Source organism: Trueperella abortisuis (genome assembly GCF_030811095.1).
GTDB lineage: Bacteria > Actinomycetota > Actinomycetes > Actinomycetales > Actinomycetaceae > Trueperella > Trueperella abortisuis.
Genome location: NZ_JAUSQL010000001.1, coordinates 901,103 through 917,137, shown reverse-complemented (window position 1 = coordinate 917,137; position 16,035 = coordinate 901,103). Strand labels below are relative to the sequence as shown.

General features: G+C 65.3%; 17 protein-coding genes. 1 reads left to right on the top strand and 16 read right to left on the bottom strand.

The genetic code is table 11. From position 1 onward, the window contains the following. Positions 1–7 precede the first annotated feature (7 nt). The 12 genes from J2S45_RS04025 to rpsP all read right to left on the bottom strand — a co-directional run bounded on the left by J2S45_RS04025 (position 8) and on the right by rpsP (position 9,127). Complete coding sequence (locus J2S45_RS04025) at positions 8–910, bottom strand: tyrosine recombinase XerC (RefSeq protein ID WP_307634620.1); 903 nt, start codon at positions 908–910, stop codon at positions 8–10. Further along, the gene (dprA, locus tag J2S45_RS04020; RefSeq protein ID WP_307634619.1) at positions 907–2,007 is read right to left on the bottom strand and encodes a DNA-processing protein DprA; all 1,101 of its coding nucleotides are present in this window, start codon (positions 2,005–2,007) and stop codon (positions 907–909) included. The genes J2S45_RS04025 and dprA overlap by 4 nt, the downstream gene beginning before the upstream one ends. Continuing rightward, positions 2,004–3,527: a YifB family Mg chelatase-like AAA ATPase gene (locus J2S45_RS04015; RefSeq protein ID WP_307634618.1), complete on the bottom strand. Its 1,524-nt coding sequence runs from the start codon at positions 3,525–3,527 to the stop codon at positions 2,004–2,006. The genes dprA and J2S45_RS04015 overlap by 4 nt, the downstream gene beginning before the upstream one ends. Further along, entirely contained in the window at positions 3,524–3,883 is a 360-nt protein-coding gene (locus J2S45_RS04010) for a YraN family protein (RefSeq protein ID WP_270974145.1), read from the bottom strand. Before J2S45_RS04010 ends, J2S45_RS04015 begins: the two co-directional genes overlap by 4 nt. Positions 3,884–3,991: 108 nt before the next feature. Continuing rightward, positions 3,992–4,303, bottom strand: a complete 312-nt coding sequence (locus J2S45_RS04005) for a DUF2469 domain-containing protein (RefSeq protein ID WP_270974144.1) — start codon at positions 4,301–4,303, stop codon at positions 3,992–3,994. Further along, entirely contained in the window at positions 4,300–4,968 is a 669-nt protein-coding gene (locus tag J2S45_RS04000) for a ribonuclease HII (protein ID WP_300047249.1), read from the bottom strand. The genes J2S45_RS04005 and J2S45_RS04000 overlap by 4 nt, the downstream gene beginning before the upstream one ends. After that, a complete protein-coding gene (lepB, locus tag J2S45_RS03995; RefSeq protein ID WP_307634617.1) occupies positions 4,955–5,716 on the bottom strand; it encodes a signal peptidase I in 762 nt (253 codons plus the stop codon). Before lepB ends, J2S45_RS04000 begins: the two co-directional genes overlap by 14 nt. Positions 5,717–5,982: 266 nt before the next feature. Continuing rightward, a complete protein-coding gene (gene rplS, locus J2S45_RS03990; RefSeq protein ID WP_270974141.1) occupies positions 5,983–6,333 on the bottom strand; it encodes a 50S ribosomal protein L19 in 351 nt (116 codons plus the stop codon). Positions 6,334–6,452: 119 nt separating this feature from the next. Next, positions 6,453–7,808: a tRNA (guanosine(37)-N1)-methyltransferase TrmD gene (gene trmD / locus J2S45_RS03985; protein ID WP_307634616.1), complete on the bottom strand. Its 1,356-nt coding sequence runs from the start codon at positions 7,806–7,808 to the stop codon at positions 6,453–6,455. A 1-nt stretch (position 7,809) separates the two neighbouring features. After that, a complete protein-coding gene (rimM, locus tag J2S45_RS03980; protein WP_270974137.1) occupies positions 7,810–8,349 on the bottom strand; it encodes a ribosome maturation factor RimM in 540 nt (179 codons plus the stop codon). A gap of 86 nt (positions 8,350–8,435) precedes the next feature. Next, positions 8,436–8,672, bottom strand: coding sequence for an RNA-binding protein (locus J2S45_RS03975; RefSeq protein ID WP_296932071.1), 237 nt, complete (start codon positions 8,670–8,672; stop codon positions 8,436–8,438). Next, complete coding sequence (rpsP, locus tag J2S45_RS03970; RefSeq protein ID WP_270974133.1) at positions 8,672–9,127, bottom strand: 30S ribosomal protein S16; 456 nt, start codon at positions 9,125–9,127, stop codon at positions 8,672–8,674. The genes J2S45_RS03975 and rpsP overlap by 1 nt, the downstream gene beginning before the upstream one ends. A 305-nt stretch (positions 9,128–9,432) precedes the next feature. On the opposite strand from rpsP, the gene J2S45_RS03965 reads away from it, so the two are divergent. Then, entirely contained in the window at positions 9,433–10,377 is a 945-nt protein-coding gene (locus J2S45_RS03965; RefSeq protein WP_307634615.1) for a cation diffusion facilitator family transporter, read from the top strand. A 43-nt stretch (positions 10,378–10,420) separates the two neighbouring features. Here J2S45_RS03965 and J2S45_RS03960 read toward each other — a convergent pair whose 3' ends face one another. The 4 genes from J2S45_RS03960 to ftsY form a co-directional block, all read right to left on the bottom strand. Next, the gene (locus J2S45_RS03960) at positions 10,421–11,488 is read right to left on the bottom strand and encodes an amidohydrolase family protein (RefSeq protein WP_307634614.1); all 1,068 of its coding nucleotides are present in this window, start codon (positions 11,486–11,488) and stop codon (positions 10,421–10,423) included. Next, entirely contained in the window at positions 11,488–12,930 is a 1,443-nt protein-coding gene (locus J2S45_RS03955; protein ID WP_307634613.1) for a CPBP family intramembrane glutamic endopeptidase, read from the bottom strand. The genes J2S45_RS03960 and J2S45_RS03955 overlap by 1 nt, the downstream gene beginning before the upstream one ends. Positions 12,931–13,144: 214 nt before the next feature. Further along, on the bottom strand, positions 13,145–14,689 hold the full coding sequence (gene ffh, locus J2S45_RS03950; RefSeq protein WP_307634612.1) for a signal recognition particle protein: 1,545 nt from the start codon (positions 14,687–14,689) through the stop codon (positions 13,145–13,147). Between the two features lie 82 nt (positions 14,690–14,771). Continuing rightward, positions 14,772–15,986 (bottom strand): signal recognition particle-docking protein FtsY, encoded by a 1,215-nt coding sequence (ftsY, locus tag J2S45_RS03945; protein ID WP_307634611.1) that lies wholly within the window; start codon positions 15,984–15,986, stop codon positions 14,772–14,774. Positions 15,987–16,035 lie beyond the last annotated feature (49 nt).

The window sequence follows — 16,035 nt, the reverse complement described above, 5'->3', positions numbered from 1 at the left end:
AGCGCTTCTAGGCCCGCGGGTGGGCCTGACCGAAGGCCGCCCGCAGGCGCTCGGCACTGACGTGGGTGTAACGCTGGGTCGTCCCGAGCGAGGAATGGCCGAGGATCTCCTGGACGTTGCGCAGGTCGGAGCCACCATCAAGCAGATGAGTGGCGGCCGAGTGGCGCAGGGCGTGCGGGCCGATGTGGGGAAGATCGGCCAGGTCGGTGAGCCGGTCGAGGATCGTGCGCACCATGCGGGGGTCGATCCGGCGCCCTGCCTTGCCTACGAATACCGCCGGATTCTTGCCCTTGAGGAAGTCCGCCCGCACCGCGAGCCACTGCGAGAGCGCCTCGCGGGCGGGCCGACCAAAGGGGACGATGCGTTCCTTGTTACCCTTGCCCACCACCCGCAGTGTCATGTCTGGCTGGATGGCGTCCACATCCAGGCCAACCAGCTCGCTGACGCGGATTCCGGAGGCGTAGAGCAGCTCCACCATGGCCCAGTCCCGCACGCTCAACCCACCCTCCTGAGCAGCGCGGGCCGCCGCCACGTCGGCCAGGCGCTTGGCCTGGGACTGGGTGAGCACCTGGGGAAGCCTGTTGTCGGCCTTCGGGGATGTAAGCCGAACGCCGGGATCAGAATCGAGGTATCCGTTCTTGTGGAGCCAGCGGGTAAAGCTGCGGATTGCCGCCGCGTGGCGGGCCATGGAGGCGCGCGCGTGGCCCTCCTCTTGGCGGGCGGCAAGCCAGGAACGCAGGTCGGCGAGCTCAATGTAGCCAAGCGCGCCCGCCACATCGTCGGAATTGGACGCCAAGAAGTCGAGGAAGGCTCGCGCCTCGGCGGTGTAGGCGGTGACGGTGTGCTCGGACAGGCCGCGGCGCACGCCCAGATCGCGGGCGTAGTCGTTCAGAATCGTCTCGACGCTCATGCCTTCACCTTAGTGCGCCGGTAGCGCCCGTCGCGCTCTTCCACACGCCCGGCGAGCACCAGACGCCCGAGCGCGGCAAGGGTTTCCGGCAGCGCCATCCCCGCCGTCGCGGCGATCGAGGCCGGGCCCTTTGCGCGCACAAGCGGCACCGCGTCAAAGGCGCGCTGATCACGCATGTCGAAACCATCGTCCACCCCGCCGGCAAAGAAGTCAGCGGCAAGTTGGTCCTGAACTCCGATCGGGCCGATGAGTTCTCGCAGGTGGGCCACGGCCCCTATCGCGGTGGCGCCGTTGCGCAACAGGTCGATGCAACCCTGGCTCTGGGCCATATCGATCGGGCCCGGGACGGCCCCGACGGGCCGGCCGATGGCGAGCGCGTGGCGAGCAGTCGAGAGCGCGCCGGAGCGCACCGGCGCTTCCACCACAAGGGTGGCCTGAGCGAGCGCGGCGATGATCCGGTTGCGGGCGAGGAAACGGAAACGCTGTGGGGCGGCCCCCAGCGGCGACTCGGAAATCACCGCACCCCCGGCCTCCAACGCCTTGGCGAAAAGGGATTCGTGGGAGCGGGGATAGACGCGGTCCGCGCCGCCCGCGCTGACGATGACCGTGGGGTGACCAGCAAGGAGGGCGCCCTGGTGGGCGGCGGCGTCGATGCCGAAGGCCCCACCCGACACGACGGTCGCCTCCCCCGATATCTCGAAGGCGAAATCTCGCGCCGTGCGCAAGCCTACGGTGGAGGCCGCGCGCGAGCCGACGATTGCCACCGAGCGCGTGGCAAGCACCGCCGGGTTCCCCTTGACCCACAGGAGGAGGGGCGCCTCGGCTCCCAGGTCATTGAGTTGGCTCGGCCAGAGCGGATCCTCCGGCCCAACCACGCTTACCCCGCTCGCCTCGAGGGCCCGCATGTGGAAGGGCTCCTGGCGGGAAAGCCGATGACGCCAACGCTCGACTTGGGCGCGCATGCGCGGCTCAAACTCCCCGTCTTTGACCGCCTCGAGGGCGCCGACCGGCCCGAGGCGCTCGATGAGCGTGTGCGCCGCGGGGTCGGCGCCCTCCGTCATGCGCGACCACTCGATTCGCGCCTGTAGCTCGTTCACGAATCCACCCTCCCGCTGAGCATGAAGGCCGCCGCGATGTCGTCGTCGCTGGGCCGATCGTGCGCGGCGAGGTCGGCAATCGACCAGGCCAGCCGCAAAATCCTGTCATAGCCACGAAGCGAGAGCTGGCCCTTGGACAGACCCTCGTCGATGCGCGTGAGCGTGACGCCCTGGATTGGTGTGTGGCGCCGCAGCCACGATCCGGGCACGTCGGCGTTGCGAGCGAGGCCAAGGCCAGCCAGCCGGTGCGCTTGCCGCTCCCGGGCCACCGCCACCGCCTGCTTCAGCTGCCCGCTGGAGGAGCTCCCGCCCCGGCGAAGGTCCGCCTTCGACGGGCGCCGGAGGGTGACGTGGATATCGATCCGATCGCGCACCGGTCCCCCAAGGGACGCCTCGTAGAGGCGGATGTCACGCGAGGTGCAGGTGCACGCGGCTCCCGGGTCGAGCCGCCGCCCGCACCGGCAGGGGTTGGCCGCAGCGATAAGCTGAAAGCGCGCGGGGAAGCGCACGCTTGCCTTCGCACGTGCCACGTCGATCCAGCCGTCCTCAAGGGGCTGGCGCAGAGACTGGATCGCGCGAGGGGCGAACTCGGGGAACTCGTCCATGAAGAGCACGCCGCGGTGGGCTGCCGTGATTGCCCCAGGGCGAGGTACCCGCGATCCGCCACCAACCAGCGCCACCGCCGTCGCGGTGTGATGCGGCGCGGCGAACGGCGGGTGGACGGGAAGAGAGGTCACCCGCGCGCCCGTCAGCGATGCGATCGCGGCCACCTCCAGCGCGTCTGCCTGGCTGAGATCGGGAAGAATGCCGGGCATCCGGCGGGCTAGCATGGACTTGCCGACCCCGGGCGGACCGACCATGAGCATGTGATGCCCGCCCGCACCCGCCACCTGGAGAGCGAGGATAGCCTCCTCCTGACCGCACACGTCGGCAACATCCGCCACCGCCTCGGGCACCTCGAGAGTCTCGGCGCTGAGCTGCGCGGGCGGCGGGACGAGGACGCCCGGCACCCCGCACATGCGCGCAACTTGTGCCAGATGGTGAACGCCGATAACCTCGATGCCGTCCACGAGCATCGCCTCGTCTCGGTTCGCCTCCGGCACGATCGCGACCTGGGCACCCTTCGCCGCGAGCAGGGCGGGCAGGATCCCTCGCACGGGCCGCACCGAACCGTCCAGGCCGAGCTCTCCCATGACCACGGCCGAGCGCCCCACCTCGAATCCGATCGAGCCGAGAATCGCCACCGCGATCGACAGGTCGAAGCCGGTGCCGGATTTCAGCACGTCCGCCGGCGAAAGGTTGACCGTGAGGCGCCGGTTGGGCCAGGTAATCCCGATGGCGTGAAAGCCGGCCCGCAGGCGCTCGCGCGCCTCGTTGACCGCCGCGTCGGGAAGCCCAACAATGTGGAAGCTGGGCAGGCCGTTGAGTTGGACAGCCTCGACGAGGATGGGGACGGCCTGAACCCCCACCACGGACAGGGTGTTGGCACGCCCCACTGTGCCGGCGATCGCACCCGTCATGACTCCACCCCCTTGAGGTGGGTGAGGTCGTGGTGATCGCCGGACAGGTCAACCGTGACCACATCCACGCCGATCTGCGTGCCGAAGGAGCGGTGATCCAGGAGCCACTGGAGTAGCAGGCTCTTGATGCGTTTCACCTTCAGCGCCGTCACGGCCTCGGCGGGGGTGCCCGCCCTGTGCGTGCGCCGTGTCTTGACCTCAACCGCCACGATGGCGTTGCGTAGGGGGTCGAAGCCCACGATGTCGATCTCACCCCCGCGCGTGCGCCAGTTACGAGAGAGGATCGTCCAACCCTGTTGTGTCAGATATGTTGCGGCGAGGTTTTCGCCCCATGCGCCTAGTTCGTTGTTCGTCATAGAGACGATTTCAGCAGTAAACGCATTCTCGAGATTGCGCGAATGCCGCAAATGTGGGTGAGGCACACCCGAGGGGAACTGTGGATAGATTTATTTCGCGGAATCTCGCTACTCGAAGTCGAGCCCGCGAGAGAGGTCGGGCTTGTTCAGCTCCTCCACATTCACGTCCTTGAACGTGACGATACGCGCACCCCGGATGAAGCGGGAGGGTCGGAAGATGTCCCAGACCCATGCGTCCGTCAGCGTCACCTCGAAGAAGACGTCTCCGGCGGCGGAGGCGCGAACCTTGACGTCGACGTCGTTGGCCAGGTAGAAGCGCCGCTCAGTCTCCACCACGAACTGGAACAGGTTCGCCACGTCTCGATACTCGCGGTACAGCCCTAGCTCGGCGTCAGCTTCGTAGTTCTCCAGCTCACTCATTTTCCCGACTCCAATCCAGGTAGTTTCCAGCTTGTCCTGTGGTGCACGCTCGCGCCGAGCTCACGCAGGCCCGTGATGTGCGACGGCGAGGAGTATCCCTTATTCCGTTCCCAATCGTAGCCCGGATACTGGGCCCCGAGTCGCCTCATGAGCTCGTCACGTTCCACCTTGGCCACAACGCTCGCCGCGGCCACCACCGCGCACCGCGCATCCCCCTTGACCTCCATGTGGACGGGGTAGGCCGGCAGCTGCGGCCCGATCGGCAATTCGGAGGGGGTCCACCAGTCGTGACTGCCATCCAGGAGCACCCCCGCGATAGGCAGGTCCAGCTGGGACAGCGCCTCCGCGGCGGCATACCTCAACGCCCCGATAATACCCCAGCGGTTGACGACGTCGGCACCGGCGTGCCCCACGGCAACGGCGTCCGCCCATCGGCGCACCTGCCCGACGACGCGTGTGCGCGCCGCCGGGGTCATGAGTTTCGAATCGCGTAGCCCCGCCGGGAAGTCGCCGGGAGTGTCGAGGGAGACGACGGCGATCCCCACCGTGGCCGGTCCGGCGAGCGCTCCGCGCCCGACCTCATCGACCCCCGCGAGGTAGCGCCCACCGCGGGCCGCCAGCTCACGCAGCACGCTGAGTTCGACCTGGCGATCAGGGACTATCAACGTTGGCGAACACCTCGCTAGCCGAGGGGATCGTGCCCATCCGACCGAGCGGATAGATTGTGAGCCATGCCCGGCCCTCGATGTTCGTGATCGGCACGAAGCCGAAGCCTGTAGCTTGCTGGTGGTAGCGGGAATCCTTCGAGCGGTCGCGGTTATCTCCCATGACCCACACGTGACCATCGGGCACCACGACGTCAAACGCGGTGTCTGAGGGCGCTGAGCCGGGCTTGATATAGGTTTCCATGATCGGAACATCGTTGACCGTGATGAGGCCGTCGTTGCAGCAGGTCACGTGGTCGCCGGGCAGGCCAATAATCCGTTTAACCAGGTGGTCGCCCACGTTTTGTGGGACGATGCCCACGAGCTCGCCGAGGTTGATGAGAGCCTTCTGGACGCCCGTGTAGTGCGGCTTGGCCGAATCGCTCAGCCAGTTGCCGGGGTCAACGAACACGACGACGTCGCCACGATTGAGGTCTTCCTCCGAGTCCGCGAGCTTGTTGACGAGGATCCGATCCCCCGGGATGAGGGTGTTCTCCATCGACTCGGAGGGGATGGCGAAGGCTTGCGCGAAGAAGGTCTTGATGACGACCGAGATGAGCAGGGCGATGGCAATGATCGTGGCGAACTCGAGTACGACGGAGCCGATCCGCTTCTTGGTGCTGACCTGCGCGGCCTCGGTCCGGCTCGGGGCGGCACGGCTCTCGGGCGGGTACGACGGCGGCATGCTCGTCTCTTGGGTTTCCTCCATCGCGCCTCCTCTTGCTGAGGTCTACACTACGGCACGCGCCCTCGGCCGTCCGTGCGGAGCGGGGGTGTCTGGGCGTGAATTCGCCGACAGCGTTCGCATTCGAACCGCGCGTAACACCAACACCCGGCCCGCGTTCCGTCCATCAATTGCCCTCGCGAAACGTTAATCCCGCAGGTGCCACACCATCTTCCCGTTTTCGGTGTGACATCTGCGGGACTAGCGAATACGAAGGAAGCACCCTTGCGGGTGCTCCCTGTCCACAGCGCTTAAGCGTCGGTGCGGATATCGCGGATCTTCGCGGCCTTGCCGTGACGGTCACGCAGGTAGTACAGCTTGGCGCGGCGGACGCGGCCACGGCTGACGACCTCGATGGAGTCAACGTTCGGGGAGTGCAGCGGGAAGCGGCGCTCCACGCCGACGCCGAAGGAGACCTTACGAACGGTGAAAGTCGCGCCGATGCCATTGCCACCCTTGCGGTCGATGACGACACCCTGGAAGACCTGGATGCGGTGACGCTGACCTTCAACGACCTTCACGTTGACCTTCACCGTGTCACCCGCGCGGAAGGCGGGACGCTCGGTCAACGACGCTTCGTTAATCTTGTCGATAATGTTCATTATCTTCTCAACCACCCTGCGCGCAGGTCAGAGTGCTTTCCGGGCACGTGCCCGTTCGTCGGAAAGTTCTTGCAGCCGGATCGGGCCCCCTGCGGCAGGCCAGAAATCCCACACAAGCCCTACAATTGTGCCACACGCGCCCGGATCGCCAAAGTGAGATCCTTGTTGAGCTGCTCACCCACCGTGAACTCGCGCTGGCCCGCTACGACGAATCCGAAGCGCTTGTAGGCGCGGATAGCGCGCTTGTTGGCCGTGTTGGTTCCGAGCCACACGTAGGGCTCGTTACCCTGCGCGCGCCGACCAATCTCGGCCAGTGTCTGCCCCATGAGGATGTCGAAGATGCCACTGCCGCGCCAAGGGGCGTCCACGTAGAGCTTTGAGAGGTAGACGAGGTCGCCCTCGCGTGGGACGCCATCGAGCACCACTCGCTCCGGCGCCCCGGCCGCCAGTGCCTCGGCCCTGTCTTCTGGTCCTGCCGGAAAGAAGGAGAGCGAATAACCGGCAAGCTGCCCGCCCACCCGCGCCACCATCGTGAGGTAGCGCGGGTCCGCGATGTAGTCGGAAAAGCGCTCCCGGCTCAGGTTCTCGGCGGTAAAGGCCGCGATGTCCGCTTCGCTCATGTCGGGCGGGCAGGCGTCCGGGAAGAGCCGGGTGGCCAGTTCAGCTACCTGCTTGGCCTCCTCGGGCTGTGCCTGCGTCACGACGACGCGCTCGGGCTTTCGCCCGACCACCCAGCCGAGCCGGACGAGCGTGGCCCGGTCCTTCTTGTCGAGCGCGTCGGCGCTTAGGGCGGCAATCATGTCCGGGCGTCGGGCAGCCGTGCGTTCGAGGGCGCGGTCGCGTCGCCAGCGCGCCACCTTCCCGTGGTCGCCTGAGGTGAGAACCTCTGGCACGTCGATACCGCGAAAGCTCGTGGGTCTGGTGTAGACCGGGTACTCGAGCAGGCCCTCTTCCCCATGCGATTCCTCGCGCAGGGATTCGGGGTTGCCCACCATCCCGGGTACGAGCCGCGACACGGCCTCGACCAGCGCGATCGCCGCCACCTCTCCCCCGTTGAGCACGTAGTCCCCGAGCGAGAACTCGACCACCTCCATGCCGGCCGCGCGGTAATGCTCGGCAACCCGGGCGTCGATCCCCTCGTAACGTCCGCAGGCGATGATGATCTGATCCGATTCCGCCAGCTGCCAGCACGCCCGCTGCGTGAGCGGCACGCCCGACGGCGTCGGTATCGCAAGCACGACGCGACCCGGGGCGACGACGTCGTCGATCGCCTTCCCCCACACGTCCGGCTTCATCACCATTCCGGCGCCGCCGCCAAAGGGAGCGTCGTCGACTGTGCGGTGGACGTCGGTGGTCCAGGCACGCAGGTCGTGACTGTCCACGTCGATGATGCCTCGCTCGCGGGCCTTGCCAACGAGCGACAGATCGAGGACGGAGAAGAACTCGGGAAACACGGAGATGATGTCGAAACGCATGTTAGTGCCCCTCTGTTTCCTCGGAGATGACGAGCTCATCGGGCGAGAAGAGCCCGGCGGGCGCGTCGATGACGACGCAGTGATCCTCGAGGTCGACCTCGGTGACGATCTCCTTGACGAAGGGCACACGGGTGAGGATGCCGTCCGGCTCGCGCACCACCAGGAGGTCCTGGGCGGGCATCGGCTCGAGGCCGACAACCACTCCCAGCTCATAGCCTTCCGGATCGAGCGCCTCCAGACCCTCAAGTTCGTGCGGGAACCAGGCATCCTCCTCGGCCTCGTCCTCGTCAGATTCGATGACCAGTTTCACCCCGCGCAGGGATTCGGCGCCCGTCCGATCTGAGTACTCGGCGAAGCGCACGTACTGTGCGCCCTTGTACTCGCGCCGGGAGGCGATGGTCACCGGCCCCATGTCCGCAGGGTCGGTCTCCAGTGCCGCCCCCACGGCCAAGCGCCGCTCCGGATCGTCCGTCCGCACGTCGAGCTTGACCTCGCCCTTGAGCCCGTGGGCCGCGCCCACGATCGCCACCGTCAGCTGCATGCCTACCCCTTCTCGTCTCTTGTGTTCTCTATCGTGCCCCTATAGCAAAGGACCCGCCAAGCCTGGCGGGTCCCTCACGGAAGCGATTACAGATCGGTTTCGATCACGTCAACGCGGACCGGGCCCTCCGTGGCGAGTGCACCGATCACGGAGCGCAACGCCTTGGCCGTGCGGCCGTTGCGGCCGATCACGCGCCCGAGGTCCTCAGGATTGACCCGAACCTCAAGGAGTTCACCGCGGCGAGTATTGCGCGAGGTGACCTCCACGTCATCCGGGTTGTCCACGATTCCGCGAACGAGGTGTTCCAAGGCGTCAGCAAGCATTACGCTTCCTCAGCCTCTGCCGGAGCCTCGTCGGTTTCAGCCTCGGCCTCGGCCTTGGCGGCCGCCTCGGCCTCCTCACGAGCCTTCGCCTTGTCGGCACGACGCTTCTCAGCCTCAGCCTGGACGGCCTTGGTGGCCTCTTCGCGCTGTGCGGCGATGTCCACGGCCTCGGCCGTCTTGAGGGTGGAGCCACCCTCAAGGCCCTTGGCCGCCTGCCAATCGCCCGTGATCTTCAGCTGCGCGAGCACCGGCTCGGAGGGCTGGGCGCCGACCGAGATCCAGTAACGAGCACGCTCCGAGTTGATGTCGATCACCGACGGCTCGGTGTTCGGGTTGTAGTAACCGATCTCCTCGATGACGCGCCCGTCGCGCTTCTTGCGAGAATCGACGACGACGACGCGGTAGTGGGCCTCGCGAATCTTGCCCATACGCTTCAAACGAATCTTGACTGCCACTTAGCGGTCACTCCTAGTTCATGTTTGGTGGGCGCCAACCGGAAACGTGGGAAATCATGCGTCTGGTCTTTGCCCGGACTGAGACATCACCACGGTGAGAGGGACCTGGCGATGCCTGAGTACAACGAACCATAATGCCAGATTTCGCGCCGTTTTGGCACTCCCAGCGCGGCATCTGCGCGGTGGTGGTGGTCACGTGTCTGGATTTCACGACTCCTAAACCGGCCATTTCATTATAGCGAAGTGTGCCTAAAGTCCCTGACCTGTTAGTTTCCATCGGCTCCGGCTCGGGTGACAATAGAAACATGACCCAAGATACTCGGCCACGGCAAAACCTCGCCCCCTACGCATGGCTCTCGATCGGCGTCGCCGTCGCGACGATTGCCCTCAAGGCGGGTGCCTACCTCGCCACCGGCTCTGTTTCGCTCCTGTCCGATGCGATGGAATCGGTGGTCAATCTCGTGGCCGCGATCATCGCGCTTATCTCACTCACGCTGGCCGCCAAGCCCGCCAGCTCGCGCTACACCTTCGGACGCTCAAAGGCCGAGTACTTCTCCGCGGCAGTCGAGGGCGCCATGATCTTCGGCGCCGCCGCCCTCATCATCTTCGCCGCGATCACCCGTCTAGCCCACCCCAAGCCGGTGGAGAGTCTCGGGATCGGCCTAGCCATCTCCACCCTTGCCGCCCTCATCAACGGCGCCACAGGCGCCTATCTCATCCGTGTGGGCCGCAGGAAGTGCTCGATCACGCTCGAGGCCGACGGGCGCCACCTGCTCACCGACCTGATCACCTCCGTCGGCGTCGTCGCTGGCCTGATCCTGGTCATGGTGACGGGCTGGGACATCCTCGACCCGCTGATCGCCATCGCGGTGGCCATCAACATCATCTGGACCGGCCTCGCGCTCCTGCGCACCTCACTCGCCGGCCTCATGGACGTCACCCTTCCCGACGCCGAGAACGCCGCCATCGTCGAGATCCTGCACAGCTACTCGGAGCCCGGCTCGATCAGCTTCCACGGCCTGCAGACCCGCCAGGCCGGCCGCGAGCGCTTCATCAACGTCGACCTCCAGGTTCCCGGAGGATGGACGGTCAAGGAGGGACACGACCTCGCCACGCAGGTCGAGCGCTCAATCCAGGCGCGCCTAGACAACACCGACATTGTCATCCACGTCGAGCCGATCGAGGACGAGGCCTCCTACGAGGACATTCCCGAAGGCTTCATTCCGCTCGGCGACGAGGACTGGTTCTAGGCCGCCACGTCCCGGGTCGCCCCGACGGGCGACCCGAGGCCGACTAGACCACCCGCACACCCGAGGCGAAGACGGCCACCGGCTCACGCAGGGTCTCGATGTTGTCTTCCGGGTCTTCCCGATAGACGACGAGGTCGGCAGGCTCGCCCTGCGCCCACACGTCAAAACCGATGCTGGCCCGCCCGTCGTAGGTGGCGGCGGCCATGACGAGGTCGGCCGGCATGCCGTCGTCGACGGCGTCGATCAGCTCATCAACCAAGTTGACCTCGGCGACGTTCTCGGCGGTGTCCGATCCCATGAGGACGTGCGTGCCCGTCTCGACCATGAGGGCCAGGTGCTCCCGACGCCGCGCATCCATCCCCATCATCCGCTTCACGTAGGCGGGGAACCTCGCACCCTTGGCCACGAATTCGGGGAAGCGCCTAATCTGGTGGACCGTCGGGGTGACGAAGATGCCTCGCGCGGCAGCCTCAAGCAGGTGGTCACGGGTCATGCCGGTCCCGTGCTCGATCCCATCCACGCCGGCCTCCAGCAGGTCATCGACGGTCTCGGTGGCGAAGGTGTGGACGGTGACCTTGCCCCCGGCGTCGTGGACGGCGGCGACTGCGTCGATAAGCGCAGCCCGCGGCCACAGCGGCGTGGTGTCCCCAACCTCGCGGTCGATCCAGTCGCCCACGATCTTGATCCAGCCGTCCCCGCGCCGGAGCTGACGCAGCGCCTCGCCGGGGAGGTCGGCCGGCTCGACGTCGACGGCGAGGTAGCGCTCGTAACGTTTGAAGCGTGCGATGTGCTGGCCGGAATGCATGACGCGGGCGAGCCCCGGCTCCCAGGCGACCTTCGGGTCGTGCTGTCCCCCGGCATCGCGCACGGCGGTGATCCCGTGGCGGGCCAGAACTTCAAGACGGCGGCGCATCTCTGCCACCGGCAGCGGCTCGGGCGTTCGGCGCATGCCGGGGTGAGTATGAACGTCGAGGAGGCCGGGGTAGGCAAACCCGGCTATCTCCTCGTTCGGCACGCCCGGAGGCGGCGCCTCGAAGGTGAGGCGGCCGTCCACGATCCAAGCCTGGCTCGCATCTGTCCCGCGCAAAGCTCCAGAAACACGAATGACCATCAATACCCCTTGCACATAGCTCTGGGCGCAGGCTCCTCGAGGACCTTCCCAGATAGACACCCGATAAGTATGGCAGACAAAGCGACAAAGAAGAGCCACGGCTCTGCCTGCGTCTTCAACCAGTACAACACCGGCGCTTCCTCAGCGACCGTCGCATAGCTCCATCCCACTGACGCAAAACTGTAGAACGCTGCCATCGCCACAGGCACGAAACGGCCCGTCAAAAAGATCCAGACGAATGCAAGCGTGCCCCACAGGAATGCGAGGAAAGCCGCCTGCGCAACTCCTAGCTCGATATAGGATACGAACCGGATCGCGATGACGAGGACCATGACCCGCGTCGGGCGGTAGCGCAACCTGGATATCAGCCACGATGTCAACAAGGCAAGGAAGACCTCCATCAGGCCATAACCGAGACCGATGCAGAGAGAGTCTCCTACGCTCAAGTTGACGACGTTAGCTTGGCCCCGCTTTAAGGCTGGCGGAATACCAAACCTGTAATGGTGGTGAAGCCCCAGTCCAAGCGCGAACGTCGCGACAAAAACGCTAAAACTGCCAATTCCCCAGGCGCAACGAGACACAAGCTTCTTCCATTTGGCTTCCGCGCAAGGGATGAGCTTCGGCGACATCGGGCTTTTGTCCCTCACGCCAGACCATCTCACGAGGACTATCGCCAACCCCACGAGGCCAAGGCTGACGACAAGCAACTCACCTGATTCAACCCACCAACTGACGATCCGATGAATCGGCGTATCTTCCCAGCCGGCCACGCCGGAAAAGACATTGGCGACGAAATGCGCGACCCACATCGGGAAAACGTTGCGATTCTTCATAAACCAGAGCGCGACAAATGTGCCCCACAGCGCAACTCGAAAGAATGCGTGTATCGGGCCATAGTAAAGGTGAATTGACCAGCGAAATAGTAGCGAGATAATAAGCGCGCTCTTCCATGAAAAGCGAGCACTTCTTGCCACGGTCATTACTAAAGCAACAAGAACGAGTTCTTCGTTGGCTCCATCTATACCGCTTAGCAGTTTTGCTGCCCAGAAAGACTCTCGAGGGCCCCAACTGGCAAACTCAGAAAAACCTGATACGTAACTATCAAGATCGTTTACCTCGATCCTGTCAGCTTCCTGATATAGAACAACCGAGGACATGCGCATGAGAAGCAATTGGGCAGTTGCTCCTACGAAAAACATCATGGTGCCTTGCGAAAGACCACGACGTAAGCTCTGCTCGCTCGTCGATCCCACGTCAGGCAAAACCGAAGCCTTCATATGGGACAGCCAAAGCAATACCACCACCGTGTACAGCAGATTTGCCGGTAAGGCGTATGCACCTTCGCTCGGCAGGAAAGAGACAATCCAGCCTAGGAGGTGTCCTTGATGAGGGAGGAAAACCTTAACAAAGTGAACAATTCCGAACGACAGGTACGGCCACATGAGGACAAGAGAAAAGAAGTACCGCAAGTACCTCGTCTTTTCGTCCCCACGTCGCATCATGACACCGGATTATAACCTCAATCACGTGTTACGGGCGGCGCAACTGTCTCTGTGTGCAGGCTCCGCTTTCCAGCTCCCATGCACACAGACGCGCCGATACGTCACTCGAGGCTGCGGGCCTGTCAAGGGCGCACACGGCCGGTAGTCGCCAAGACTACTTCAAGAACCTTGCCAACTCGTCCATGTCAACCTCGGGCTTGGCCTTCGGGCCGCCGAAGGCGCTACCCTTCTTCGCCTCGGCCTCGCGCTGAGCGGCAAGTTCCTGCTGGCGGCGCTTGGCCGGGTTACCCGAGCGGCCCTTCTTCGACCCCGATGTCTTGCGCTTCTTCTTGTTTTGCCGTTTCGTATAGCCCCCGCCCATGCCCGGCATGTTCGGCATGCCCGGCACGGACGGCATCCCTCCGCGGGACATGCTGGTCATCACCTTCTTCGCCTGCTCGAAGCGGTCCACAAGCTGATTGACCTCGGTGACGGTGGTGCCCGAACCATTGGCGATGCGAAGGCGACGCGAACCGTTGAGGATGCGGGTGTCGGCTCGTTCGGCCGGCGTCATCGACTTCACGATTGCCTCCTGGCGATCGATCTCTCGTTCGTCGAAGTCCTCCAGCGCCTGACGGTACTGCCCCATGCCGGGCAGCATCCCCATGAGCTTCTTCATCGAACCCATCTTGCGCAACTGGTTCAGCTGCTCAAGGAAGTCATCGAGGGTGAAGTCCCCGCCCACCATCTTCGACGCCAGGTCCTCTGCCTGCTGCTCGCTCCACGTGCGCTCGGCCTGCTCGATGAGAGTGAGCAGGTCGCCCATGTCGAGGATGCGGGAGGCCATTCGGTCGGGGTGGAAACGTTCGAATGCGTCCAGCTTCTCGCCCGTCGAGGCGAAGAGCACCGGCTGGCCGGTCACCCCGCGCACCGACAGCGCAGCTCCACCGCGCGCATCGCCATCGAGCTTGGACAGCACGACGCCGGTAAAGCCCACCCCGTCGCGGAAGGCGAGGGATGTGTTGACGGCGTCCTGGCCAACCATCGCATCGAGGACGAACAGGATCTCGTCCGGGTTAACGGCGTCGCGGATGTCGCGGGCCTGAGCCATCATCTCTTCATCCACGCCGAGGCGGCCGGCCGTGTCGACCACGACCACGTCGAAGGTGTTGTCCTTGGCGTACCTGATCGAGCTGCGGGCCACCTCGACCGGATCGCCCACGCCATTGCCCGGCTCGGGCGCGAACACGTGGACGCCAGCCTGCTCGCCAACCACCTGAAGTTGCCCCACGGCGTTGGGGCGCTGAAGGTCGGAGGCGACGAGGAGCGGACGGTGACCGTTCTCCCGCAGCCACCGGCCAAGCTTGCCGGCCAGGGTGGTCTTGCCCGCGCCCTGGAGGCCGGCGAGCATGATGACCGTGGGCGGCTTGGCGGCCCAATTCAGCTCGCGCGTCTGGCCGCCGAGCACCTCGACAAGCTCGTCGTTGACGATCTTGACCACCTGCTGGGCGGGGTTGAGCGCCTGGCTCGCCACCGCTCCGACCGCCTTCTCACGGACCGCGGCAGTGAACTGCCGCACGACGGGCAGGGCCACGTCCGCATCCAGCAGCGCGCGGCGAATGTCTCCGATAACCGCCTCGACGTCCTTCTCCGACAGGCGCCCTGCCTTGCGCAGGTTGCGAAGCGAACCGGTGATCCGATCAGAAAGCGAATTAAACATGTAGACCTCAGTGGACGTAGTGGGACAAGCGAAAGTCTACCCCAAGCACGCCACCAGCCAGGTGGCGCCTCGGGGTAGGTGGTCAGGACAGCAGGGAGTCGACGAAGTCTTCCGGGTTGAAAGGCGCCAGGTCGTCGGCGCCCTCCCCCAAGCCGACGAACTTCACCGGCACGCCTAGCTCGCGCTGGACCGAGACGACGATCCCGCCCTTGGCCGTGCCGTCAAGCTTGGTCAGCACGATACCGGTGATGCCCGCGACCTCAGCGAACACCTTCGCCTGAGTCATGCCGTTCTGGCCGGTCGTCGCGTCCAGCACGAGGAGCACTTCACGCAGCGGCGCGCCCTTCTCCATGACGCGCCGGATCTTGCCCAACTCGTCCATGAGACCCGCTTTGTTCTGGAGGCGGCCAGCTGTATCGACGATGACGACGTCGACCCCCGACTCGCGCCCAACCTTGACCGCCTCGAATGCCACCGACGCCGGGTCGGCGCCCTCGCGGTCAGAGCGCACGACGTCGACCCCCACGCGCTCGCCCCACGTGGTGAGCTGATCGGCGGCCGCCGCACGGAACGTGTCCGCAGCACCAAGCACCACGGTCTTGCCGTCGGCCACCAGGAGGCGGGCGAGCTTGCCAGTCGTCGTCGTCTTGCCCGTGCCGTTGACCCCGACCATGAGCACGGAAGCCGGGTGGCGTTCGTCGTCGGCGACGACGGGCTCCAGGTTGAGGGAGCGGTCCATGTCCGGGCCGACGAGCGGCAGGAGTTGCTCGCGCAGGATGGCGCGCACCTCCTCGACGTCGGTGGTGCCGCGGACCTTAGTCTGCACGCGCAGGGTGTCCATGAGTTCGGTGGTGGCATCCAGGCCGAGGTCTGCAAGGAGGAGCGTGTCCTCGAGCTCCTCCCAATCCGCCTCGGACAGGTCGGAGCGGGAAAGGATCGAGAGCAGGGCGCGGCCGAGCGCGCCCGACGTCGCCAGGCGTCCGCGCAGGCGCTCCATGCGCGAGCCCACCGACTCCGGCACCTCGACCTCGGCTGCCGGAGGGGTCGATTCGGCCGGGGACGGTTCGGCACTGGCCTTGGCCGACTCCGCGTCGACGACGCCGGACTCGGGCTTTGCTTCCGGCTCAGCGCCGGCGCCATCGGGCGCCGCGGGGCTTCTCTGCTCCTCGAGCTCGGGTCGCTCCTGCCAGGGCAGCTCCTTCGACGAGGACCTACGCTGGCGCACGATAAGCGCGCTCGCCAGTCCCAGGATGGCGAAAATGCCAACGACAAGAATGATGATCTGTTGAATATCCACGCCTCTAGTGTCGCGTAATCTGGCAAGTTTTCAAAGAATGACCGAAAAG